Annotated in this window: 1 pseudogene; it reads left to right on the top strand. The window is 69.1% G+C overall.

Going from position 1 to position 356, the window contains the following annotated elements:
• A pseudogene (locus AC0L2F_RS35780) lies at positions 1-356 on the top strand (DUF1522 domain-containing protein); the annotation flags it as partial.

The raw sequence follows: 356 nt of genomic DNA, 5'->3' as shown, positions 1-356 counted from the left end.
ATCGCCAACGGCGTGCAGGTGCTGCAGGCCGCCAACACCGGCATCACTTCGCTGCAGAAGCTGATCGACTCTGCGAAGTCGATCGCCAACCAGGCGCTGCAGACCACCGTCGGCTACTCCACCAAGTCCAACGTCTCCGCCTCGATCGCGGGTGCGACGGCGGCCGATCTGCGCGGCACCACCTCCTTTGCCAGCGCGACCGCGAGCAGCAACGTTGTGTATAGCGGCACAGCCGGCGGCACCACGGCGGCGAGCGGCAGCACGACCCTCGGCGCCACCATCGGCTCGTTCGCCAGCACTGGCGCAACGGCCGGCGACGGCACCACGGCCCTGACCGGCACCATCACGCTGATCGC

This window comes from Bradyrhizobium sp. Ken64, from assembly GCF_055807555.1.
Note: the sequence above shows the minus strand (reverse complement) of the source record. Positions and strands in the feature narration are given on the sequence as shown.